Source organism: Dactylosporangium sp. NPDC000244 (assembly GCF_040300725.1).
In the GTDB taxonomy this organism is placed as follows: domain Bacteria; phylum Actinomycetota; class Actinomycetes; order Mycobacteriales; family Micromonosporaceae; genus Dactylosporangium.
In genome coordinates this window covers 169,095-190,103 of the sequence record NZ_JBEPEH010000023.1, presented here as the reverse complement: position 1 = coordinate 190,103, position 21,009 = coordinate 169,095, and the positions used below count along the sequence as shown (strand labels likewise).

The window sequence follows — 21,009 nt, the reverse complement described above, 5'->3', positions numbered from 1 at the left end:
GCCATGGCCATTCCGGACTACCGCGCCGCGGACGCGATCGCCGTGCGCGCCAGCGTCACGCTGCTCGACGGCCCGCTCGACCTGACCCTGCCCACCCCGTGCGCCGGCTGGACCCTCGCCGACCTGCTCGCGCACATGACCGTCCAGCACCTCGGCTTCGCCGCCGTCGCGCGCGGGGAGTCGTGGCCGCTCGAGCGCTGGGCGCCGAAACCGCTCGGGGCCGACCCGGCCGCCGAGTACGCGGCCGCGGCCGACGAGGTGATCGCCGCGTTCGCCGCCGTGGCCCTGGACCGGGACGCGCACTTCGCGGAGCTCGCGCCGGTGCCGATCCCGGTCCGGCGGGGCATCAGCGCGCACGCCATCGACTACGTGGTGCACGGCTGGGACGTGGCCACGACCCTCGGCCGGCCGTGGGAGCTGCCCGAGGACGTGCTGGAGACGACGTTGCCGATCGCCGAGGGTGTGCCCGACACGACGAAGGCGTTCGCGGCCCCGCGGCCCGCACCCGCGGGAGCGTCCACGATGGACCGGATCCTGCTACGCCTCGGGCGCGTACCGCGCTAGCGCCTCGACCGGCGGGATCACGTAGTAGGCGCCGGTGAGCGGGGCCGTGTAGCGCGTCAGCGCGTCGCGCACCCCGTCGCCGACGCCGGCCATGCGGCGCAGCATCTCCGCCAGGGGGTGCTGCGTCGCGCAGAAGCCGACGAACATCGTGCCGTGCTCGCGCACGGTGCCGTAGGCGGTGTTGCGGCGCAGGATCTTCAGCTCCTCGCCGTCCTGCTCGATCACGGTGCGGGCCACGTGCGAGGTCGGCGGCTTGTGCTCGTCGTCGAGCTCGACGGAGTCGGCCTTGGTGCGGCCGATGACCGCCTCCTGCTCGGCGACGGTGAGGGCCTCGAACGCGTCGGAGTCGTGCCGCCACTGCTGCACCAGGGCCACGCTGCAGCCCGCGGCCGGGCCCTCGGCGAGCGCGGCGACGGCCGGGGCCTGGCTGCGCGGCGGGTTCTCGGTGCCGTCGATGAAGCCGGTCAGGTCGCGGTCGTGGTGGTACACCCAGCCGGCGACCTCGGTGGCGGTGACCGCGACGGCCTCGAGGATCGCCAGCGCGGCCCGGGTGTAGTCGAACAGGGCGGTGCGGTCCGCGCCGGCCAGCCACAGCCAGGCGTCGTGCTGGGTGGCGGGCATGGTGAACCCGTCCGGGCCGGCGATCGGCTCGGTGAAGTCCGCGGCGATGACCGGCTCCCACAGCGACGGGCGGACGCCGACGACGACGTTGATGGCGCCGGTCGCGGGCATCGGCTCGCCGACCGCGGTCAGCGCGGTGAACAGATCGCGCGGCGCCACCCCGGGGCGCAGGTCGAACTCGAGGTACGCGTGCTCGGCCAGGGCCGCCGCGAAGATGCCCGGCTGCGGGGTCGGTGCCATGCGCTCGATCGTAGGCGACAGGACATTTGTCACCGCCAGACCGCGATCGACGAATCTGCCCGGCGGCCGGCCGCGACCCTAGCGTCGATGTCATGAACGCGGTCGATCTGCAGAACCTCTCCTACGCCTACGGCGGTGTGCGGGCCGTCGAGGACGTGACGCTGCCGGTGCGGGCCGGCGAGGTCGTCGCCGTCCTCGGTCCCAACGGGGCCGGCAAGTCCACGACGCTGCTCATGCTGCTCGGGCTGCTGCCGCCGAGGACCGGCACGGTGCGGCTGTTCGGCCGGGAGCCGTCGGCCGCGGCCGCCGCCGGGCTCGTCGGCGCGATGCCCCAGGCCGGCGGGCTGCTCCCCCGGTCCACCGTCGGCGACCTGCTGCGGTTTCTCCATGACGTGTACCCCCACCCGATGCCGATCGCCGAGGCGCTCGATCTCGCCGACCTGACCGGGCTGGCCGGGCGGACGGTCGAGCGGCTCTCCGGCGGCCAGGCCCAGCGGCTGCGGTTCGCGATGGCGGTCATCGGCCGCCCCGACCTGCTCGTGCTCGACGAGCCGACCGCCGCGCTCGACGTGGAGGCCCGCCGCGACTTCTGGACGGCGATGCGCGCCTACGCCGGGCAGGGCCGCACGGTGCTGTTCTCGACGCACTACCTCGAGGAGGCCGACGACAACGCCGACCGCATCGTGGTGCTCGACCGCGGGCGGGTGATCGCCGACGGCACCGCCGCCGACGTGAAGCGGCGCGTGGCGGTGCGCACGGTGAGTGTGACCAGCCTCGATGCCGACTATGCCGCGCTCCCCGGCGTCGTGACGGTCGCCGAGCGGGCCGGACGGACGGTGCTGACCAGCACCGACGCCGACGCCACCGTCCTCGCCCTCGCCTCCGCGGGCCTGCTGCGCGACCTCGAGGTCGTCGGCGCCGGGCTCGAGGAGGCCTACCTCGCCCTGACCCGCCTGGAGGCCTGACCATGCTGCCCTACATCCGCCTCGAGCTGCGCCGGCTGATCCGCACCCCCGGGCTGCTCATCTTCACCGTGCTCATGCCGCTGCTGAGCTACGTGCTGTTCACGAACATCAACACGGTCACCGGGCAGGACAAGAGCGTCGCCGCGGTCTACACGATGGTGTCGATGGCCGGGTACGGCGCGATCGGCGGCCTGCTCAACTACGCCTCCGGGCTCGTGATCGACCGCTCCGTCGGCTGGCTGCGCCAGTTGCGGCTGACCCCGCTGCCGCCGGTCAAGGTGGTGCTGGGCAAGGGGCTGGCCGCGATGGCCGCCGGGCTGCCGCCGGTGCTCGCGCTGTGCCTGGCCGCGGTGTTCATCAACGGGGTGCGGCTGGACGCCTGGCGGTGGCTGGCGATCGTGCCCCTGCTGTGGGTCGGGGCGCTGCCGTTCGCGCTGCTCGGGCTGGGGCTGGGCTACCTGGCCACCAGTCAGACCGCGCAGCCGCTCAACCTGCTGGTGTACCTCGGGCTGTCCATCCTGGGCGGGCTGTGGCTGCCCCTGTCCATCATGCCGTCCTGGGTCGCGGCGATCGGGCGGCTGCTGCCCACCCACGCGTACGCGGACATGTCGTGGCGGGTCGCGTTCGGCGGGGCGCCGAGCCTCGGCGACGTCGTGACGCTGCTCGTGTGGCTGGTCGCGTTCACCGGGCTGGCGATCTTCGGCTACCGCCGCTCGGTCCGCCGCATCGCGGTGCTGTGAAAGGGTGATCGGCATGTGGCGCCGGGTGAGCTCCAGGATCGGGACCATGTTCTGGGTCGGGGTGTGGACGTTCCCGCTCCTGGACCCGCTGACCACGGCCACGACCACCGCGGCGGTCGTCGCGCTGGTGGCATTCGAGCTCCTGTACGTCTACACGGCAGCCCTGGGCTTCGATTCGCACACCATCACCCGCCGCCACCACGTCCTCTTCGGGCTGGTGGCGGCGCTCGGGGTCGGCCTGCCGCTCGTCTTCGGCACCCACTGGATCGTGCTGCTGCTGTTCGTCTCGTGCGGCGGCATCACCATCTACGCGGCCCACGAACGACCGGTCGGCGCCGGGCTCGTGCTGGCCGGCTCCCTCGCCGCGGAGGCCGGCATCGGCCTCGCACTGCGCGCCGACTGGTGGCAGATCGGCGGGATCGCCGTCGGCACGATCCTGTCGTCGATCCTCGTCTTCGCGGTGCGGCAGATGTCGCGGCTCGTCCGGGAGCTGCACCACACCCGGGAGGCGCTGGCCGAGGCCGCGGTCGCCGAGGAGCGGCTGCGCTTCTCCCGCGACCTGCACGACCTGCTCGGCCACACCCTGTCCGTGATCGTCGTGAAGGCGGAGGTCGTGCGGCGCATCGCCGAGCGCGACCCGGCCGCGGCGGCGGCCCAGGCGGCCGACATCGAGCAGGTCGGGCGGCGGGCGCTGGTCGAGATCCGGGAGGCGGTCACCGGCTACCGCGAGACCGGCCTCACCGCCGAGCTCGCCCGCGCGAAGGGCGCCCTGACCGCGGCCGGCATCACCGCCGATGTGCTGCGCACCGCCGACCCGCTGCCGGACGCCGCCGACCGGCTGCTCGCGTGGGTGGCGCGGGAGGCGGTGACGAACGTGATCCGGCACAGCGGGGCGGGCCGGTGCGACATCTCGGTGACGACGGCCGGCGGGGCGGCGGTGCTGCGGGTGGGCGACGACGGCGACTTCGCCCCGGACGCCCCGGCGCCGGAGCCCGGCAACGGCCTGCGCGGCCTCGGGGAGCGGCTGCTCGGCGCGGGCGGGGCGCTGGAGACGGGCCCCCGGCCGGAGGGTGGGTTCATGCTGACTGCGAGGCTGCCGCTGTGACGATTCGGGTGTTACTGGCCGAGGACCAGGGCATGATGCGGGGCGCCCTGGCGCTGCTGCTCGGCCTGGAGCCCGACCTGGAGGTGGTCGCCCAGGTCAGCAGCGGCGACGCGATCGTGTCGGCGGCTCTGGAGGCCCGGCCCGACGTGGCGCTGCTCGACATCGAGATGCCGGGCGGGGACGGGATCAGCGCGACGGCGGAGCTGCGCCGGCGGCTGCCCGGGTGCCGGGTGCTGATCCTGACGACGTTCGGGCGGCCGGGGTACCTGCAGCGGGCGATGGAGGCGGGCGCCAGCGGCTTCCTGGTGAAGGACGGGCCGGTGGAGTCCCTGGCCGCGGCGGTGCGGCGGGTGCTCGCCGGCGAGCGGGTGGTCGACCCGGAGCTGGCCGCGGCCGCGCTGGCGGCGGGGCCGGACCCGCTGACCGAGCGGGAGCGCGACGTGCTGCGCGAGGCGGCCGACGGCTCGACGGTCGCGGACATCGCCAAGCGGCTGCACCTGTCGGAGAGCACGGTGCGCAACTACCTGTCGGCGGCGATCACCAAGACGGGGACCCGGAACCGGATCGAGGCGGTGGGCGTGGCGCAGTCCCGCGGGTGGCTCTGAAAGTTGAGTCTAGGTGACTCAGGTCACGGTTACGGACGGAAGACGGTGGGCACCCCCGAGGTTGTAAGACTTGAGCGACACGGGCTCAACCTTGGAGGGACTTCATCATGTTGCTGCGCACCGCACCGTTCCGGAATGTTGACGCGTTCGACCAGTTCTTCGGCTCGCCGGTTCGCGGCGGCGCCACCGCTGCGCTGGACGCGTACCGCGACGGGGACACCTTCTTCGTCGAGATCGACCTGCCCGGCGTCGACCCGGCGACCATCGACGCCACCGTCGACCGCAACGTGCTCACCGTCCGCGCCGAGCGGACCCGCACCGAGCGCGAGGGCGTCCGCCGGGTCATCACCGAGCGCCCGACCGGCACCGTGACCCGGCGCCTGGTCCTGGGCGACAGCCTCGACACCGAGCGGCTCGAGGCGAGCTACGACGCCGGCGTGCTCACGCTGAGCATCCCGGTGACCGAGCGGGCCAAGCCGCGCCGGATCGAGATCGGCACGGCCCAGCGCGAGCTCGCCACCGCGCGGTAAAGAATGCCGGCCCCGCGCTGACGGGCGCCGACGGCCGCGGCCCCCGAGGGGGCCGCGGCCGTCGCGTTTCCGGGGCGATTCGGAATCGATCGTCGTCGCCACAGCCGGTTATTCCCGATGCGCTCGCGGTGATCATCCGGCGCATTTGCCCGGTGGCGAAATGCCCCGGGGGCGGTGGCGGGCCGTCCGATGGGTGGGACGGGGCCGGCGGCAAAGGGTGGCGGCGAGGGTGCCACCGTCCCGGCGGCCGGTCCGCGCAATTGCGGCGGGGCGCCCCCGGTGGCAAAGGCGACCGGCCTCGGCGGCAAAGGCGACCGGATCGATCGGCAATGCGCGGGGTCTTAGCGAATCCGCGCGGGGCCCGGGCGCCGAATGGGGAAAGCGGCTGCCCGAACGACCGTATGGCCTCAGGAATGCAAAACGGGCCGGGTGCACGATTCGTGCACCCGGCCCGCCCGCTTCGATCACGTCACGCCCGCGGGCGTGCGGTCAGCGGCCCGCCTCGGCGTGGTAGCGGTCGACGATGTCCTGCTTGATCCGGCCCCGGTCGGACACGTCGATGCCCTTGGCCTGCGCCCACTCGCGGATCGCGCGGTTCTGGTCGCGATCCCCGCGGGTCACGCTGCGGCCCCGGGCCTCCCGGCCACGCGAGGTCGCCACGACACCGCCGCGACCGATCTTCGTCGCGGCGGCGACGAAGGGAGCCACCGCGTCGCGCAGCTTGGCCGCGTTGCCGGCGGACAGGTCGATCTCGTACTGCACGCCGTCGAGCGCGAAGACGATGCTCTCGGCGGCGGGCTTGCCGTCGATGTCGTCGATCAGCTCGTGGATGACGCGTTTTGCCATGAGTGGCCTTTCCTCGGTCGTACCCAGGTGTAGAGAACCGTTGTGCAGAACTATGCGGACCGAACCGATCCGGGCCTCGGCACCGAGCGCACCGGCCGTATCATTCGGACACAAACACATTACTTGGCGACATGCTACGCCCATGACTCGGGCGAGATTACCTCCACACTAGCTCTTTCGTCCGCCCGGCACCGAAATCGGCATGTCACGAAACGCATACAACACGAAACGCACACGATCGGTAAAGGCGAAGCGGCGAATAGGCGTGATCGGCGTGCCCCGATCGCGTCAACGGCCACCCCGGCCGGATGGCGGGAACTCACCCGAGAGCCGCACAACATCGCAGTCGTGGAGTCAGGCGAGTATCCGCAGCGACAGCAGCAACGCGCCACCGACCACAAGGAGCAGCCCGCCGACGGAGGCGATCCGCACCAGCCACGACCCCTCACGCACCAGGCGGGTCCAGCGCAACAACTGGGCACGGGTGAAGCCGAGCAGCCGGCGGGCCCAGGCGAACTCCATCGCGAGCAGCGCCAGGCCGGCCAGGATGACGACCCAGCCCGGGCCGGGCAGCGGCAGGAGCACCACGCCGACCGCGATGACCAGGGTCCCGACGACCGCGACGGCGATCTTCACGCCGAGGCGGCCGAGCGGGGTGGCGTAGGCCCGCGCCCGCATGCGCAGGTAGGCATCGCGCACCCGGTGGACTCGCGCCCGCGCGGGCGAGAGGGCGGGTCGTTCGGGGGCGGTGACGGTGTCGCGTGGCTGGTCGGGCACCGTTCCATGGTCCACGCTCCGGCAACCGGGGAGCACAGTGCCCGGCAAATCGGACTAATTACGCATAGTCACCACATACGGGACGAGAATTGGCGAAGTTCGCATCCATGTGGCCGGTACAACCACGGTCACGACACGCCGAAAGTCACCCTCGCGAGCCGGGAGAGGTCCGGAATCAGGCGTAACGCCCGACCCGTCCACCTCACTGCCGCGCAATTCTCGTTCCCATCACGCAAAGAGCCGTCACTCCCATGCGCCACAGGACGTTACCGGAATGAATTGACGTACGGCCCACACGTCACGTCAAGGACCCCGACCGCGCCCAGAAAACCAGACATCGCACGCAGGATGTTCGGTTGACGGCAAATCGGGCCCAGAAACACTACAGAGTGAGATCGTAGAATCACTGCGCGTAACACTGGGAATCGCCTCAACATAGGAGAGGCGGGGCACGGCATGCTCCGCGAGCGGTGCCGGGGGGAGTACGACATGAGCGCTATCCGACCATCGACCGTCGAGGTCGAGACATCCCTACGACTCGTCGCGCCCGACGCGACCGCGCTGCCGGTGCGAGCCAGCCTGCGCTATGACCCGAACGACCCGTACGCGGTCCACGTGCTCTTCCATGCGGAGTCCGCGGGCGGCGAGCCGGTCAGCTGGTCGTTCGCGCGGGAACTGTTGTTCACCGGGCTCGACGAGCCCGCGGGCATCGGCGACGTGCGCGTCTGGCCGTGGAACGGACCACGTGGCGACTTCGTCGCGCTGGCGCTGTCCTCACCGGACGGCAATGCACTCTTCGAGGTGCCGCGCAGCGTGCTGGTGCGGTTCCTGCGGCGCACCTACAGCGTGGTGCCGCGCGGTCACGAGACCGACCACCTCGATGTCGACAACGCGGTGAGCCGGCTCCTCGCCGGCCGCTGAGCTCGACGGCGCGCCCCTCACCGGCCGGCCGCGGACCACCTCCGCGGCCATCGCGCGGCACCACCCGCCGCCGGAGAATCCCGCGCCGACCAGTACCCGCCGGCCCTCACCTGCCACCCGCGGTACACCCGACCACGAGCGAAACCGGGCGCCACGCCATGCCCTCCACCTCCGGCACTCCGCCAGATGCCGGGACCGGGGCCGGCGTGGCGCCCGACTCGTTGAGCCGGGCGCCCGCACCGGATAGCCTCCCTGCGTGACGGGGGGCCTGATGGGTGCGTCCAGGCGCGGACCGGCCGACGTCGGGTCCTTCGCCGGCACCACTCTGAGCCTGATCGGCCGCCACTTCCCCACACTGCTGGCGGTCGCCGCGGCCGGCTTCGCCGCACGGTGGGGCGCCACGCGCCTGGCCGTCGTCGCGAGTGCCTGGCACCCGCTCGCGGGCACGCTGCTGCTCATGCTCGTGCCGCTGCTGGTGCTCATGACCTACGTGTTCATGATGCGCGTCGTGCGCGGCTCGCTGCCGTTCGCCCGCGCCGCCCACGACCGCGCCGGCACCTGGCACGACGGCATCCTCGACCACCTCGGCAGCGTGTTGTTGCCCTTCCTGGCCGTGTGGTCGGCGCAGGGGTACCTCGACGACACCATCGAGCGCTACCGGTACGCGGTCTGGGACGACTACCACCAGGCCCGCTTCGCCGCCGTGCTCGAGGGCGGCCCGATGCCGCTCACCGACACCCAGCGGCTGGACCTGGGCCTCTCCCCCGCCGTGCTCGCGGTCGTCGCCGTCGCGTTCGCCGCGCGCTGGGGCCTGGGCCGGCTGCGCAGGCCGCGCGAGGAGGGTGCCCGGCCCCGGGGCCCGCACTGGCTGGGCCTGCTCGCCGCCTACCTCGAGTCGGTCTGGCTGATGCTCGTATTCATCCCGCTCGCCGCACTCCCCGGGCTCGCCGGCGACTGGTTCGGCGGCCTGCGCATCGGCTCCTGGCTCGGCGCGGTGCGGGCCGACATCACCGGCGGACTCGGCGACATCGGCAACCCGTTCGCGATCGCCGCGGGCGCCGTGTTCGTGGTCGCGGGGCTGCTGGTGGCCAACGCGCAGACGGTCGTGCTCGCCCCGGTCGCGTGGCTCACCGTCGGCGCGGTCGTCTACGGCCACCGTCCGGCCGACCTCGCCCGCGACCACGAGGAGCGCCACGCCGGCCGGGCCGGCTTCGCGCGGCAGTGGGCGAGGCGCCAGGTCCGCGACCAGTTCAACGACCGCTTCGGCCCGCTGCTGGGCGGCCTGCGGCTGCTCGCCCGCGGGAGCACCCGGCCGCTGCTGCTGTTCTGCCTCCTCTTCGTGGCGGTCTCGCCGCTGGTCGTGGACGGGCACCGGCTCGGCGGCCTGGAGGCGTGGCTGTGGGATCTCGAGCGCTGGATCGCCGGCCCGCGCGACGACCAGACCTGGCTGTTCCTGGACCGGATGCTGAACCCGCTCAACGAGATCGTCGCGAACGTGGTGCTGATCTGCCTGCTGAGCGCGGCGATCGACCGGCTGGTGCTGGCGCAGCGGCTGGACCCCGAGCTGCGCGACGCCGCCGCGGTCCCGGAGCCCGCCGACGCCCCCGAGCCCGTCGCGGCCGCGGCGGCGTGGGCACCCGCGGCCGAGGCGCCGGCGCGCAACCCGGAGGCGCCGTTCGCGGTGCCGATCGGGGCCCCGCCCGCCGATCCGCTTCCGGTCATGGAGGACGACGCCACGCAGGAGGTGGCGGCGTCCGCCGTTGCGCCTCCGGTCGTGCAGGACGACGCCACGCAGGAGGTGGCGGCGTCACTGCTCACGGCGCCACCACAGGACGCGACGCCGGACGACGCGACGCAGGAGATGGCGCTGCCCCGCGTCCGGCCCGAGGACGAGCCGACGCGCGAGATCGGGCGGTTCTAGGGCCGCGGCAGGTGGGCGTAGGACGGGTACGCGGTCGGGACGCCCACGAAGAAGGCCGCCGGGGTCGCGCCGGCCGGGAGCAGGAAGTAGTAGTCGCGCTGGTAGGGGCCCTCGCCCGGCGGCGCCGAGGCACCCGCCGCCCGGGGGCGGTCGCAGCCGCCGCCGGACGGGAGGCCGACCGGGGACAGCTCCACCGGCCGGTCCCCGAACCGCCGCGCGCCGCCGTCCTCCAGGTAGACCGTGCACCCGGCGAGGGCCCCGGCGTCGGCGGTCTCGTACGTGACCTTCGCCTGCCACACCCGCCCGCCGCCCAGGTCGGCGGGCTTGCCGGAGCGGTCGGCCGGGGACTCGACCTCGGTGACGGCGTCGAGGCGCATCCGGGCGCCCGCGTACGTCACCCAGCCGCCCTTCGCCCCCGCCACCGGTACGTGCGGCTCGGTCGGGTTCTCGAGATAGACGTGAGCGTCGCGGAAGTAGGGCCCGGCGAGCGCGGCGGCGACGGCCGGGACGAGCAGGAGCAGGCCCCAGCGGTTCCGTCGCCACCAGCCCCCGTTCACGCCGCGAGCCTCGCGTCCGGGACGTCCAGCGGGGTGGACTGGCCGAGCCACTGCGGTACCGATGCGGCAATCGGCACTTCGGCCAGGGTCAGCAGGCCCGGTCCGAGGCCCGAGTGCTCGCCCAGGAGCAGGGTCAGGTCCTTCGCGTCCCTGGCGACCTCGAAGACGATGTGGCCCTCGACCCAGACGCCGGGCTGGAACGCGCGGCCGTCGGTGAGGGGCTGGGTGACGCGGCCCGTCGCGCTGAAGGTGCGGTCGCGGTCGTCGCGCAGGCGCGCGTACGGCAGGATCACCGGCTCCCGCGTCGCCGCCACCCGGACGCGGACCAGCACCCACACGCCGGTGGTGTCGAGGGTCAGGCCGTTGCGCGGGTGCTTGAGCTTCGTGCCGCCCGCCGCGTCGAGGACGACGACCTGGAAGGTGTCCACGTCGACGACGCCGCCGGCCTTCCCGGGCCGCAGGAAGGGCCGGCCGCCGTGCTCCTGGTCGGGCTTGAGCCGCACGACCAGCGCCCCGGCCGCGACCGTCGCCAGCACCAGCAGCGCGGTGACCATCCGGGTCCGCAGCGGCGGGCCGGCCCTGCGGTGCCGGGCGGCGGCCGGGGGCACCGCAGGGCCGGGCCGCTCGGTGGCGACCATCAGGAGGCCGGCTTCGTGTCGATCGGGACCATCGCCACCGCGGCCGGCTGCTCCTTCGCCGGCAGCCACACGCCCTTGTTGCTGGCGTTGTCGAAGGTGTAGGTGAGAGCGAAGATGTCCACCTGCAGCTCGGTCGGCACCGGCGCCTCGGCCCGCTGCTCCCAGAAGTAGCCGAACCGGGCCGGCACGCCGGGCTGCACGGCCGCGTTCTCGGCGGCATCGGCCGCGCCCGCCACGTGGTCCGCGTACTTCGCCGGCGCCCCCTTGACTCCGTGGATCTGCAGGGCCTGGGTGTGGAACAGGGTGCTCTCGCCGGCGTCGGTCACCTCGACCGTGGCGACCACGACGATCCAGCGCCAGCCGCTGTTCTCCTTGTGCCGCAGCGGCGGCAGCTCGTCGAGGGCCCGCACGCCGTGCACGGTGACGGTCCAGCCGCCGGCCGCGTAGGGCTGCCCGACGGTGAACTTCGGCGGCCCGTCCGGCGCGGCCTTGTCGAAGCCTCCGAACGCGCCGGAGACCAGGATCGCGACCGCCGCGATGCCGGCCACGAGCCAGCGGGCGGGGGCGTTGAGCAGCGCCAGCCTCAGCCGTCCGGCCGGCGGCGGATCGGCCGTCCCTGCCCCTGGGCTCGCCACGCCGCAGAGCATACGACAAGCCGGGGCGCCCGCCCGAGGTCCCGCGGACGCCGCTCAGCCCGGCGGCCGCCCGGTGCCGGCGACCCGGATCTCGCCCCACGGGTTGAGCTCGAGCAGCCGCGCGGGGACCGGGTCGGCACCGGCCGGGCCCGCCAGGAGGACCTCGCGGCGGCCGGCGCGCAGCAGGGCCACCACCTCGGGGCCCGCGGACATTCGCGCACTCCAATGGAACCGGCCGTCGATGGGCTGGAACTGGCCGGAAACGCGCAGCTCAACGGCGTAGGTGCGCCCCTCGAACGACAGCGAGGCCTTGACCGGCGGCGATTCCTCGGGCATGGTACTGACTAGTACCAACTACCGGCCGGTAACGTCAAGGAGTCCGCCATGCCGGATGTCGCCGCCGCTCGCGAGGCCACCGCCGCCCGCCTGCTGAAGATCTCGGCCGGCAACTCGTACGACCCCGAGATCGACATCGACTGGGCCGCGCCGCAGCCCGCCGGCCTGCTCTACGCCCCCGAGCGCCGCCTCTCGCTCTACGGCACCGAGCTGTGGGACGCGCTCACCCCCGAGCAGCGCGTCGAGCTCTCCCGGCACGAGGTGGCGAGCATCGCGAGCATCGGCATCTGGTTCGAGGTGCTGCTCATGCGCATGCTGCTGCGCCACGTGACCGGGATGGACCCGCGCAGCGGGCACGTGCAGTACGCGCTCACCGAGGTCGGCGACGAGTGCCGGCACAGCGTCATGTTCGGCCGGATGATCGACGCGCTCGGCACGCCCGCCTACCAGCCGGCCGCGGTGCACCGGGCGCTCGGGCGCTACCTGGGCGCGACCGCCGGCGGGATTCAGACGTTCGCGGCCGCGCTCATCGCCGAGGAGATCCTCGACGCCCTCCAGCGCGAGGCGATGGCCGACGAGAGCCTCCAGCCGCTGGTGCGGATGGTCTCGCGGATTCACGTGGTCGAGGAGGCAAGGCACATCCGGTTCGCGCGCGACGAGCTCGCCCGGCAGGTCGCCTCCGCGTGGAGACCCCGGCGGTGGTACTGCCAGATCATCGTCGCCCGCGCCGCGTACACCGTCACCCACACGCTCATCAACCCGCAGGCGTACGCGGCGGTCGGGCTGGACCCGGCCCGGGCCCGCGCGGTCGCCTGGGCGAACCCGCGCTTCCGCGAGACGCTGCGGTGGGCCGGCACCCGCGTGACCACCTACCTGCAGGAGCTCGGCCTGGTCGAGGGCCCGGCGAAGTCCGTCTGGCGGGCCGCCGCGCTCATCTGAGTGCTGTGTTCTCGATCACGGGACGACGCGTGGCGACCGCGCTACTGTTCATGGAGTCGGTGTGCTGTGTGTCCCCGGGCCTCACCACACTGCCTTCACGGAATACCGTTCGGCTGGAGCCGTGTCGCGCCTATCGCCGCGAGGCGACCTGGCACACCGACCCTAAACGTTTCTCAGATCAGCACCGCGTAGACGACCAGGTTGTCACGGTACGAATGGCGCGCCTGATCGAAGGTGCCCCCGCACGTGATGAGCCGCAGCTCCGGCACCGGCGTCGGGCCGTAGACCCGCGCGCTCGGGAACTGGGCCTTCGCGTAGTGCTCGCTCGCCGTCACGCGGAACGTCAGCCAGCCGTCGCCGCGCTGGACGTCGACCGTGTCCCCCGCCGCGAGCTCGTGCAACCGGTAGAAGACGGCCGGGCCGGTCTTGGAGTCCACGTGCCCGGCCAGCACCGCCGGGCCCGCGTCGCCGGGGTAGGTGCCGCCGGTGAACCACCCCGCCTCGCCGAACACCTTCGGGCTCTCCAGCACCCCCGCCGCGTCCATCCGCAGGTCCTCGAGCGGCGTGTCCACGCCGAGCTTCGCGATGCGCAGGCGGGTCGGGGGCGCGTCCGGCGCGGCGTTCGCGGCCGACAGGTCGATGCTGTGCGGCACGATCCAGGTGGCGTCGCCGGCGTCGATGTCGACCCGGCGGCCGACCAGCGTCGCGGCCCCGGCGATCATCGGCGCGGCCAGGGCCAGCACGCACCCGATGAGCATGAGGGTCCGGCGCCGGGTGGCGGTCAGGTGCAGGCGCTGCCGCAGCGCCCGGTGCCTGACCACCCTCCCGGTCTTGCCCATGGGCTCGAGCGTAGGCCGGTTACGCGGCCGCCGCCGTGCGCGAACGGCTCCGGCGCCAGAGCAGGCCGCCGGCCACCGCCAGCAGGACCACGGCCACGCCGCCGCCGATCGGCAGCAGCGGGTTCAGGCCCCGCTCGCCGGCCGTGCCGCCCGCGCCGGTGTCCACGCCGCCCTCCGGCACCCCGCTGCTGGAGGCGTCGGTGCGCAGCTGCGCGGTCAGGCCGCCGCTGCCGTCGAGGATGATCAGCGAGTACACCGCGCCGGCCTTGAGCGGGGCGGTCACCGTCGTCGCGGCGCCCGTCGCGCTCGGGGCGGCCAGCCGCAGCGTCCAGCGGCCGGGGTCGACGGTCTGGTACGACGTCGTCGTGGCGAACTGCACGCCGTCGGCGATCTTCGCGCCGCCCGACACCGACACGTCCAGCACCGGCTGGCGCACCGAGGCCTGGATGACCCGCACCTTCGCCTTGCCCGGCTCCGGCAGGCCGAGGTCGTCGGCGATCACCTTCAGGCCGAGGTCGGCGAACTTGCCGGTGCCCGCGACCGTGTAGGCCTTGCCCTCCTCCACCGTCGCCTGGGTGCTCAGCACCGGCGCGGCCGAGGCCGGGTCACCCTTCTTGCGCATCGCCACCGCGTAGGTGCCCGGCGGCAGCGGCAGGTACTTGGAGACGGTGCCGTACGCGACGGCATCGAACTTCTGCTGCGGGATCGCGCCGGTGACCGAGCTCAGATAGACGTCGACCGCCGGCGTGTCGGGCGAGAGGTGGGCGAGGCGGACGTACCCGACCCCGGCCGCAGCCGCCGGCGAGGCGTCCACCATCGTCAGTCCCAGGCCGAGGAGCGCCGCGGCGGCCAGCGCCGCGAGCCGCCGCCGCTGGGGAGCAGCGAACACGTTTGTACCCCCTGCTGTGCGCACAGCGAATGCTGGAGATTCCCGAATGGAACGCACCCGGCGGGGGGTCAGAGTGAGTAATCCGCGCGGGCACCGTAAGCACTGATCGCGGTGAGTCTGGCACGTCGCTGAGCAACACGCCACCCGCACTGGGCAGGGATCATCGCGCCGCGTGTACGGTGCCCGACGCTGTGCTGCGGCACAACCTCCGGACGGACGAGGCAACTTACTCTTCGGTACCGATCAATCTCTTGATCAGGATCTCTACATCTGGGTGCCGAAGTCCTGGGTCCAGATCGCCGTCTTGCCCTGGTAGGCCAGGCCCACGCCCAGGTCCTTGAGCTTGCAGTTGAGGATGTTGGCCCGGTGCCCGGAGCTGTTCATCCAGGAGTTCATGACCTCTTCGGGCGTGCGCTGGCCCTTGGCGATGTTCTCGGCCGCGTTCGACCAGCGGTATCCCTCGTTCGAGATCCGGGTGGCGAAGGAGGTGCCGTCCTGCGAGTCGTGCGAGAAGTAGTCCTTGGCGGCCATGTCGGCCGAGTGCTTGTACGCGGCCGCGCGCAGCTTCGCGTTGTAGGCCAGCGGCTGGCAGCCGGCCTTCGCCCGCTCGGTGTTCACGATCGCCAGGACCTGGTTCTCGTACGCCACGTTGCTGCCCCCGCCCGCGGCGGTCGTGGGCTTCTTGGTCGTCGGCGTGGGCTTCGGGGCCGCGGCGGTGGTCGGCGCCTTGGTCGTCGGGGCCGGCGCGGTCGAGGCGTTCTCGGCCGGGGCGCTCGAGCCGGCGGCGCCCGGGTCGCCGGAGGCGCCCGCGAACAGGTCGCCGGCCTCGGTGGTGGCCGAGGCGCCGGCGGCGAGGTTGGACTGCGGGGAGGCGTTGGAGCTCTTGGACAGCAGCAGCGAGCCGCCGAACGCGACCGCGCCGACGACGACGAGGGCGACGGCGCCGATGGCGGCCACGAGCAGCATGCGCTTGCCGCGCCGCGCGTCGTCCGGCTCCGGGGCCTCCTGGTAACCGCCGTACGGGCCCCGCTCGTTCTCCGGCGCGTCCTGGTAACCGCCGTACTGGCCCGGCTCGTCGTAGAAGCGCCGCTCCGGCTGCCCACCGCGGTCGCCCCAGCCGTCGCGGGCGGGCTCGGCACCGTACGGGTCGTAGCGGTCGTACCGGTCCGGGTAACCGTCGCCGTACGCTGACACCAAAGCCTCCAGGCATGCGTGCGAATCGAAGCCGCACCTGACACTAGAAGGCCGGGAGCGCCGGATTCGCCCGCGGAAGCCGATTTAACGACGGTCTAAGCCAAACTTATGCCGTGCCTGCGGCCGGTAGCAGGGCGCTCACCACGCGGCGCAGCACCGCCGTGGCGCCCGCCACGTCGAGGTGCAGCTCGTCGCGCCACATCGACCAGCCCGCGAAGGTCACGGCGACGGTGAGCGCGTCCATCACCTCGGCGCGGGCCTCCCCGGCCGCCTCGAGCTCCGGGGCGAAGAGCGTCAGCAGCTCCTCTCGGGCGATCTCGAGGTACCAGGCCCGGTTCTTGCGCAGCTGCGCCGAGAACGGCTCGCGGATGCGCGCGGCGCGGGCGGCCGGGGCGATGAGCTCCAGCAGGCGGGCGCGCTGGGCGCAGTACCGCTCGATGCGCTCGTCCAGCGGCAGGTCGGCCGGGATCGGGCGGTACTCGGCGCGCTGGCGCTCCATGAGCCGCTCGCCGGCCGCCGCGAACAGGCCCTCCATGTCCTTGAAGTTCGTCCACAGCGCGCGCAGGGACACCCCGGCCCGCTCGGCGATCCGCTCGGCGGTGGGCCGCAGCTCACCCTCCTCGAGCAGCGCGAAGTGCGCGTCGGTGATCGCCTGCCGGGTGCGTTCGGCCCGTAATGTGCGCCCGTCCACCCGCGGCCGCACTCCCGCTTCGTTCATGACCTGACAGCCTACGTGCCACACCCTCGGGCGACCCTCTACGGTGAGGTACGTGGCAGTGCGCAGCGTGCACGACATCGACATCGAGCTCCCCGCGTTCGACTCCGGCGAGCTGGAGCCGGTCAGCGCGCCGTGGGGCGGCAACCTCAACGAGGCCCACGTGCAGACCGGCCGCGCCATCCGCACCACGCTCATCGACGCCCGGCTGCGCCGCTCCCACCTGGAGAACCTCGACCTCAACGGGGTGGTGTGGGAGGACGTGACGATCACCGGCTGCCGGTTCGAGAAGGTCGACTTCACCGCGGCGCGGCTGACCGGGCTGACCCTGGAGCGGGTGCACTTCGTCAACTGCAAGCTGACGTGGGCCAACCTGGGCGAGTCGCGCCTGTCCGACGTGCTCTTCGAGGGCTGCCGGCTCGACGGGGCCACGCTCGACGAGGTGAACACCACCGGCCCGACCGGGTTCGTCGGCTGCGTGCTGGTCAACACCAACCTGCGCGACTGCGTGCTGCCCCACGCGGCGATGCAGGGCTGCCGGCTGCGGCAGATGTCGTTCGAGAGCTGCGACCTGCGCGGCGCCGACCTGCGCGGCAATCAGCTGTCGGAGGTCAGCGGGATGACCAGCCTGCGCGGCGTGACGATCGAGCCGGCGCAGCTGCCCGGGCTCACCGACGCGGTGATGCGGGACCTCGGCGTGATCGTGCGCGGCCCGAAGGGTTGACCCGCCAGCGCGGGCGGCCGCGCGGGAACGTGCGGTGCCCGTCCGGGCTGAGCGGGGGCGGCGGGTCCTCGACGCAGATCGCCGGCGCCGGCAGGGCCGGGCCGAGCAGGTCGCGCGGGTCGGCCTCCAGGGCGCCTTCGATGGTGGCGAACGTGGCGATGTCACTCATCCCGGCGGCGAGCTCGAGCCAGGAGCGGATCGCGGGCGACGGCGCGGCCAGGCGCAGCTCGCCGCCGCGGGCGCGGGCCATCCCGGCCACGCCGACGAGCAGCTCGGCGCCGGTGGTGTCGCACACCGTCACCTCGGACACGTCGAGCACCAGCCGGGGCTCGTCGGCGACCAGGAGCCCGGCGAGCACCGGCTCGATCGTCGCGACGGTCCCCTCCACGAGAAGCCCGTGCAGGGCCAGCACGACCGCACTCATCACTGACGACGGTACCGACCGCGCTCCTCCGGCGTCAGCGGCCGCGCGGCCGACCCCGCCCGCGCCGTTCAGCCCGCCGGGGGTCGACGGACGCCGATGATCATGCCCGAACCGTGGGCCAGCTCCACGGTGACCAGCTCCGGGTCGGCGAGCAGCGCCCGGCGCACCCCGTCCTGCTTGGCCCGGAAATCATCCGGCCATCCCTCGACCGGGGTCATGTCGTCGACCACCAGGGTCCCCCGGGGGTTCAGTTTGGCGACGGTACGGTCGAGCCCCTCGATCTTCCCGCCGAACGCGTCGGCGAACACGAGGTCGAACCCGCCCGGCACCGCCGCGAGGAACTCGAGCGCGTCGGCCACGTGCAGGCGCACGAAGGACGGCCAGTCCCCGGTCGCGGCGACGGCGGCGACCGCCGGGTCGGCCTCGATCGAGTCGACGGTGACGTCGGTGCGGGGGCGCAGGCCCTCGGCGATCCAGGCGGTGCCGGCCCCGGCGCCGGTGCCGATCTCCAGCACCCGGGCGCCCGGCGGCAGGGCGGCGGCGAGGGCCGCGAGCAGCCGCCCGACCTCCGGCTCGCAGGACTGCCCGAAGCCGTTGGCGGTGGCCCGGGCGTATGCGGCATCGACGAGGTTCACGGCGGCGACCCTACCGAAGATCGTCGCGCTCCGCGTGCAAAGCTGTGCCCCGTGAAGTCACTGCCACTGCGCGTCCTCACCCCCGCCGCCGCCGTCCTGCTGGCCCTCGGCGCCTGCGGTTCCCCGTCGCAGTCGCCGGACAAGGCCTCCAAGGACGGGCCGGAACAGACCGCCACCAGCGCGTTCGAGGTCAAGGACGACGTGAGCGTCGTGGAGGTCGACAGCGAGGGCGGCGCGATCGCCATCAAGGCCGGCAGCGGGGCCACCATCAAGGTGACCGAGACGATGAAGTTCAAGAGCGACAAGCCGGGCCGCAAGCAAAGCATCGACGGCGGGGAGCTCATCCTCGGCTCGGGCGGCTGCCCGAAGAGCGACTGCTCGATCTCCTACGAGATCGAGATGCCCTCGACGCTGAGCGTCCGGCTGGACAGCTCCGGCGGGCGGATCGAGCTGCACGGGCTCACCGGCCTGATCGACGTGCAGTCCGACGGCGGCGGCGTGAACGGGGAGGGGCTCGCCCCGCCGGAGTTCAACGCGCGCACCGGCGGCGGCCCCGTCGACCTCAAGGTCACCCAGGCCCCGGACCGCATCGACATCGACAGCGGCGGCGGGAACGTGAACCTGCGGCTGACCTCGGACGGGTACGCGGTGGACGCCCAGCTCGACGGCGGCAAGCAGACCGGGTCGATCAAGACCGACCCGGGCTCGGTGCACAAGGTGCGCATCGCCACGGGCGGCGGCAGCCTCACGTTCGTGTAGGAGGCCGCTCGCCGGCGCGGCTAGTCGGTGAGCGCGCTGTAGATGAGCTGGCGCAGCTGGGGGCGCAGCGGGTAGGTGCTCGACGGCAGCAGCTGGGTGTAGAAGCCCACGGTGAGCCGCTCGACCGGGTCGATCCAGAAGGCCGTGCTCGCCGCGCCGCCCCAGTAGTAGGTGCCGGGGCTGCTGAACACCCGGGCCGGGACGGGGTCGCGGACCACGGCGAAGCCCAGGCCGAAGCCGACACCCTCGAACGTCGTCTCGGCGAAGCCGCCGGTCTGCACCGTGTCGAGGTCCACGTCGCCGGGCAGGTGGTTGCGGGTCATGAAGGCGACGGTGCGCGGGGCGAGCAGCCCGTCGCCGCGGCGCAGCAGCATCGTCATGAACTTCTGGTAGTCGGCGGCGGTCGAGATCAGGCCGCCGCCGCCCGCCGGGGCCTTGGGCTCCTCGAACGCCATGTCGCCCACGGCGTCGAAGCGCACGCGGCGGCCGTCGGGGCCCGGGACGTACAACGCCGCCATCCGCGGCTCGCCCGGCGCCACGGACCAGGTGGTCTCGTGCATGCCCAGCGGCTCGAGGATCCGGGTGCGCACGAACTCCGGCAGGGACATGCCCGCGACCACCTCGACCAGGCGGCCGAGCACGTCGGTGCTGACCCCGTAGCCCCAGGCGGTGCCCGGCTGGAACAGCAGCGGCAGCGCGGCGAGGTCGCGGCAGGCCTCGGCGAGGTCGGCGCCGGGCCTGGTGGTCAGGTCGTAGCCGGCCTTGCGGTACAGGGCGTCGACGACGGAGGTGTTCAGGAAGCCGTACGTCAGCCCGGACGTGTGCGTGAGCAGGTGCCACACCCGGATCGGCTCGGCCGCCGGGACCGTGAACGGCTGGCTCGCCGAGCCCTTGTCGTAGACCCTCATGTCCCGGAACTCGGGCAGCCAGTTGCTGATCGGGTCGGTGAGCTCGAAGCGGCCCTCCTCCCACAGCAGCATCGCGGCGACGGAGGTGACCGGCTTGGTCATCGAATACAGCCGCCAGAGGGTGTCGGGCTCGACCGGCCGCCCGGCCTCGGCGTCGCGCTGCCCGTAGACGCTGTGGTGCACGACCTTGCCGTCGCGCGCGATCGCGAGCTGCCAGCCGGCCAGGCGGCCGTCGTCGACATATCGCGCGAAGTGGGCGTCCAGGCGGGCCAGCCGCCGTGCGTCGAACCCGGCCTGCTCTGGCGCCACTTCGCGATCAATGCTCACATCTCGGGACTGTAGATCGTGGCTCACGAAAGCGCGAGCTGCTCGGCCCCCTCGACGACCCGGTCGACGAACCCGTAGTCCTTCGCCTCCGGCGCGGTGAACCAGCGGTCGCGGTCCGAGTCGGCCTCGATCTGCTCGTAGGTCTGCCCGGTGTGCTCGGCGATGAGCCGCTGCATGGTCTTCTTGGTGTAGAGCATCTGCTCGGCCTGGATGGCGATGTCGGCCGCGGTGCCGCCGATGCCGCCCGAGGGCTGGTGCATCATGACCCGCGAGTGCGGCAGCGCATAGCGCTTGCCGGGCGTCCCGGCGCTGAGCAGGAACTGGCCCATCGACGCGGCCATGCCCATGACCACGGTCGACACGTCGTTCTTGATGAACTTCATGGTGTCGTAGATCGCCATGCCGGCGGACACCGAGCCGCCCGGAGAGTTGATCCAGAAGGCAATGTCCCTCTCGGAGTCCTCGGCGGCGAGCAGGATCAGCTGGCCGCAGATGCGGTTCGCGCTCTCGTCGTTCACCTCGGTCCCGAGCACGATGATGCGCTTGCTGAGCAGGCGCTCGAAGACGGCGCTGTCGAACGGGATCTCAATATCGGCCATGCTGTCGACGGTATTGCCTCGGCGGCCCGTTGAGATCCCCCGTTCGCCGTGAGCGT

26 protein-coding genes are annotated in these 21,009 nt (G+C 73.0%); 11 read left to right on the top strand and 15 right to left on the bottom strand.

The window, feature by feature from the left end; genetic code table 11:
• The first annotated feature begins 3 nt into the window (after positions 1-3).
• Positions 4-564 (top strand): TIGR03086 family metal-binding protein, encoded by a 561-nt coding sequence (locus ABT369_RS31455; RefSeq protein ID WP_350617485.1) that lies wholly within the window; start codon positions 4-6, stop codon positions 562-564.
• On the opposite strand, the gene ABT369_RS31450 is transcribed toward ABT369_RS31455, so the two are convergent.
• A complete protein-coding gene (locus ABT369_RS31450; protein ID WP_350617483.1) occupies positions 538-1,425 on the bottom strand; it encodes a Dyp-type peroxidase in 888 nt (295 codons plus the stop codon). The genes ABT369_RS31455 and ABT369_RS31450 overlap by 27 nt on opposite strands.
• A 92-nt stretch (positions 1,426-1,517) precedes the next feature.
• On the opposite strand from ABT369_RS31450, the gene ABT369_RS31445 reads away from it, so the two are divergent.
• The 5 genes from ABT369_RS31445 (at position 1,518) to ABT369_RS31425 (ending at position 5,370) form a co-directional block, all read left to right on the top strand.
• Positions 1,518-2,390, top strand: a complete 873-nt coding sequence (locus tag ABT369_RS31445; protein WP_350617481.1) for an ABC transporter ATP-binding protein — start codon at positions 1,518-1,520, stop codon at positions 2,388-2,390.
• 2 nt (positions 2,391-2,392) lie between these two features.
• Positions 2,393-3,130: an ABC transporter permease gene (locus tag ABT369_RS31440; RefSeq protein ID WP_350617479.1), complete on the top strand. Its 738-nt coding sequence runs from the start codon at positions 2,393-2,395 to the stop codon at positions 3,128-3,130.
• 46 nt (positions 3,131-3,176) lie between these two features.
• Positions 3,177-4,235, top strand: a complete 1,059-nt coding sequence (locus ABT369_RS31435; protein WP_350617476.1) for a sensor histidine kinase — start codon at positions 3,177-3,179, stop codon at positions 4,233-4,235.
• The gene (locus ABT369_RS31430; RefSeq protein WP_350617473.1) at positions 4,232-4,840 is read left to right on the top strand and encodes a response regulator transcription factor; all 609 of its coding nucleotides are present in this window, start codon (positions 4,232-4,234) and stop codon (positions 4,838-4,840) included. The genes ABT369_RS31435 and ABT369_RS31430 overlap by 4 nt, the downstream gene beginning before the upstream one ends.
• A 107-nt stretch (positions 4,841-4,947) precedes the next feature.
• Positions 4,948-5,370: an Hsp20/alpha crystallin family protein gene (locus ABT369_RS31425; protein WP_350617471.1), complete on the top strand. Its 423-nt coding sequence runs from the start codon at positions 4,948-4,950 to the stop codon at positions 5,368-5,370.
• Positions 5,371-5,859: 489 nt separating this feature from the next.
• On the opposite strand, the gene ABT369_RS31420 is transcribed toward ABT369_RS31425, so the two are convergent.
• Entirely contained in the window at positions 5,860-6,216 is a 357-nt protein-coding gene (locus ABT369_RS31420; RefSeq protein WP_350617469.1) for a histone-like nucleoid-structuring protein Lsr2, read from the bottom strand.
• Positions 6,217-6,570: 354 nt separating this feature from the next.
• Positions 6,571-6,993: a TIGR02611 family protein gene (locus ABT369_RS31415; RefSeq protein WP_350617467.1), complete on the bottom strand. Its 423-nt coding sequence runs from the start codon at positions 6,991-6,993 to the stop codon at positions 6,571-6,573.
• Between the two features lie 489 nt (positions 6,994-7,482).
• On the opposite strand from ABT369_RS31415, the gene ABT369_RS31410 reads away from it, so the two are divergent.
• Together ABT369_RS31410 and ABT369_RS31405 are read left to right on the top strand one after the other, a co-directional pair.
• Positions 7,483-7,914: an SsgA family sporulation/cell division regulator gene (locus tag ABT369_RS31410; protein WP_344503366.1), complete on the top strand. Its 432-nt coding sequence runs from the start codon at positions 7,483-7,485 to the stop codon at positions 7,912-7,914.
• A gap of 256 nt (positions 7,915-8,170) precedes the next feature.
• Positions 8,171-9,835, top strand: coding sequence for a hypothetical protein (locus tag ABT369_RS31405; RefSeq protein WP_350617465.1), 1,665 nt, complete (start codon positions 8,171-8,173; stop codon positions 9,833-9,835).
• On the opposite strand, the gene ABT369_RS31400 is transcribed toward ABT369_RS31405, so the two are convergent.
• Genes ABT369_RS31400 through ABT369_RS31385 form a run of 4 tightly spaced genes read right to left on the bottom strand, consistent with a single transcriptional unit; the run spans position 9,832 to position 12,001 of the window.
• Entirely contained in the window at positions 9,832-10,392 is a 561-nt protein-coding gene (locus tag ABT369_RS31400; RefSeq protein WP_350617463.1) for a hypothetical protein, read from the bottom strand. The two genes, ABT369_RS31405 and ABT369_RS31400, sit on opposite strands and share 4 nt — an antisense overlap.
• Positions 10,389-11,030 carry a DUF4352 domain-containing protein gene (locus tag ABT369_RS31395; RefSeq protein WP_350617461.1) on the bottom strand — a complete coding sequence of 214 codons (642 nt, stop codon included), beginning with the start codon at positions 11,028-11,030 and terminating at the stop codon, positions 10,389-10,391. The genes ABT369_RS31400 and ABT369_RS31395 overlap by 4 nt, the downstream gene beginning before the upstream one ends.
• On the bottom strand, positions 11,030-11,665 hold the full coding sequence (locus tag ABT369_RS31390) for a hypothetical protein (protein ID WP_350617459.1): 636 nt from the start codon (positions 11,663-11,665) through the stop codon (positions 11,030-11,032). Before ABT369_RS31390 ends, ABT369_RS31395 begins: the two co-directional genes overlap by 1 nt.
• 54 nt (positions 11,666-11,719) lie before the next feature.
• Complete coding sequence (locus ABT369_RS31385; protein WP_350617457.1) at positions 11,720-12,001, bottom strand: DUF4873 domain-containing protein; 282 nt, start codon at positions 11,999-12,001, stop codon at positions 11,720-11,722.
• Between the two features lie 48 nt (positions 12,002-12,049).
• On the opposite strand from ABT369_RS31385, the gene ABT369_RS31380 reads away from it, so the two are divergent.
• Complete coding sequence (locus ABT369_RS31380; RefSeq protein ID WP_350617455.1) at positions 12,050-12,940, top strand: AurF N-oxygenase family protein; 891 nt, start codon at positions 12,050-12,052, stop codon at positions 12,938-12,940.
• 173 nt (positions 12,941-13,113) lie between these two features.
• On the opposite strand, the gene ABT369_RS31375 is transcribed toward ABT369_RS31380, so the two are convergent.
• The 4 genes from ABT369_RS31375 to ABT369_RS31360 all read right to left on the bottom strand — a co-directional run bounded on the left by ABT369_RS31375 (position 13,114) and on the right by ABT369_RS31360 (position 16,580).
• The gene (locus ABT369_RS31375) at positions 13,114-13,779 is read right to left on the bottom strand and encodes a class F sortase (protein WP_350617453.1); all 666 of its coding nucleotides are present in this window, start codon (positions 13,777-13,779) and stop codon (positions 13,114-13,116) included.
• Between the two features lie 19 nt (positions 13,780-13,798).
• Positions 13,799-14,668, bottom strand: coding sequence for a DUF4397 domain-containing protein (locus ABT369_RS31370; protein WP_350617451.1), 870 nt, complete (start codon positions 14,666-14,668; stop codon positions 13,799-13,801).
• Between the two features lie 264 nt (positions 14,669-14,932).
• Positions 14,933-15,862: a CAP domain-containing protein gene (locus ABT369_RS31365; RefSeq protein ID WP_350617449.1), complete on the bottom strand. Its 930-nt coding sequence runs from the start codon at positions 15,860-15,862 to the stop codon at positions 14,933-14,935.
• Positions 15,863-15,968: 106 nt separating this feature from the next.
• Positions 15,969-16,580: a TetR/AcrR family transcriptional regulator gene (locus ABT369_RS31360; RefSeq protein WP_350617447.1), complete on the bottom strand. Its 612-nt coding sequence runs from the start codon at positions 16,578-16,580 to the stop codon at positions 15,969-15,971.
• Between the two features lie 52 nt (positions 16,581-16,632).
• Between ABT369_RS31360 and ABT369_RS31355 the strand changes: the two genes are divergently transcribed.
• Positions 16,633-17,301: a pentapeptide repeat-containing protein gene (locus ABT369_RS31355; RefSeq protein WP_350617445.1), complete on the top strand. Its 669-nt coding sequence runs from the start codon at positions 16,633-16,635 to the stop codon at positions 17,299-17,301.
• On the opposite strand, the gene ABT369_RS31350 is transcribed toward ABT369_RS31355, so the two are convergent.
• Both ABT369_RS31350 and ABT369_RS31345 read right to left on the bottom strand, forming a co-directional pair.
• Positions 17,246-17,725, bottom strand: a complete 480-nt coding sequence (locus ABT369_RS31350) for an STAS domain-containing protein (RefSeq protein ID WP_350617443.1) — start codon at positions 17,723-17,725, stop codon at positions 17,246-17,248. The two genes, ABT369_RS31355 and ABT369_RS31350, sit on opposite strands and share 56 nt — an antisense overlap.
• Positions 17,726-17,793: 68 nt before the next feature.
• Positions 17,794-18,360: an O-methyltransferase gene (locus tag ABT369_RS31345; protein ID WP_350617441.1), complete on the bottom strand. Its 567-nt coding sequence runs from the start codon at positions 18,358-18,360 to the stop codon at positions 17,794-17,796.
• 51 nt (positions 18,361-18,411) lie between these two features.
• Here ABT369_RS31345 and ABT369_RS31340 point away from each other — a divergent pair, with 51 nt between their 5' ends.
• Entirely contained in the window at positions 18,412-19,119 is a 708-nt protein-coding gene (locus tag ABT369_RS31340) for a DUF4097 family beta strand repeat-containing protein (protein WP_350617439.1), read from the top strand.
• 20 nt (positions 19,120-19,139) lie between these two features.
• Here ABT369_RS31340 and ABT369_RS31335 read toward each other — a convergent pair whose 3' ends face one another.
• Positions 19,140-20,354, bottom strand: a complete 1,215-nt coding sequence (locus ABT369_RS31335; protein WP_350617437.1) for a serine hydrolase domain-containing protein — start codon at positions 20,352-20,354, stop codon at positions 19,140-19,142.
• 23 nt (positions 20,355-20,377) lie between these two features.
• On the bottom strand, positions 20,378-20,953 hold the full coding sequence (locus tag ABT369_RS31330; protein ID WP_350617435.1) for an ATP-dependent Clp protease proteolytic subunit: 576 nt from the start codon (positions 20,951-20,953) through the stop codon (positions 20,378-20,380).
• Positions 20,954-21,009: the final 56 nt, after the last annotated feature.